Genomic DNA, 232 nt, shown 5'->3' with positions numbered 1-232 from the left:
TGGGACTCGGTTATCGATAAAAAAGCGTACGAGACGGAGATCTGGTTCAGCCGGGAGACGTGGCAGCAGATGACAACGGCCTACGCAGATACCTATAAGCCAGGAAAGACGTATTACCGGGATAATATGATTATCGGACTGGCACCGGGAGGAACAGTGCGGGTCTGGCTGGAGAATAACGGCGATCCTGTTGTACTCCAGCGTCCTGCCCGGCAGTTCACCCTGACGGGGG

At 55.6% G+C, this 232-nt stretch carries 1 protein-coding gene; it reads left to right on the top strand.

The genetic code is table 11. From position 1 onward, the window contains the following. Nucleotides 1–12: 12 nt before the first annotated feature. Nucleotides 13–232 (top strand): DUF2931 family protein (locus tag FDX19_RS17395; protein ID WP_256376107.1); only part of this gene is annotated, 220 nt, incomplete at its 3' end.

The organism is Citrobacter sp. wls619, from assembly GCF_005281345.1.
GTDB lineage: Bacteria > Pseudomonadota > Gammaproteobacteria > Enterobacterales > Enterobacteriaceae > Citrobacter.
This window is presented reverse-complemented; position numbering and strand designations above follow the sequence as displayed.